At 64.9% G+C, this 353-nt stretch carries 1 protein-coding gene; it reads right to left on the reverse strand.

Annotated elements, in window-relative coordinates; translation table 11 throughout:
• Nucleotides 1-32: 32 nt before the first annotated feature.
• Nucleotides 33-353, reverse strand: a 321-nt coding sequence (locus tag HMPREF2886_RS28460; protein WP_177344467.1) for a replication initiator protein A, incomplete at its 5' end; no start/stop codon positions are given.

The following is a 353-nucleotide window of genomic DNA, read 5'->3' on the forward strand; positions in this document are numbered from 1 at the left end:
CCGGCGCGGCTCTCCGGGCAACTCTCCGTCTATTACACACCGGCCGCATTCTCGCCGTTCTCCTGCTCGTCGCCGTCTGCCTCGGGTTCGTCCTTGGCGGCCAGCTCCATCGCGTCGGTGCGGCGCGTGATAAGTAGCAGCGGGCCGCTCTGACCGTCTTCCTCGCGCAAGTCGTACTCGGGCAGGTCGTTGGCGTCGATCATGCGGCGCATCATGCGGCAGAACTCTTTGAATGTGCCGGTGCTACCGCTGCGCTCGTAGATGGTCTTGAATGCCCACTTGGCCGTGCTCTTTCCAGCGGCCCGGCGAGCGAGGCGGTACACGAAACGGCCAAGGCCCGGTTCGATCAGGAA

The sequence above is a fragment of the Pseudomonas sp. HMSC066A08 genome (genome assembly GCF_001813025.1).
Taxonomy (GTDB): Bacteria; Pseudomonadota; Gammaproteobacteria; order Pseudomonadales; family Pseudomonadaceae; genus Pseudomonas; species Pseudomonas aeruginosa.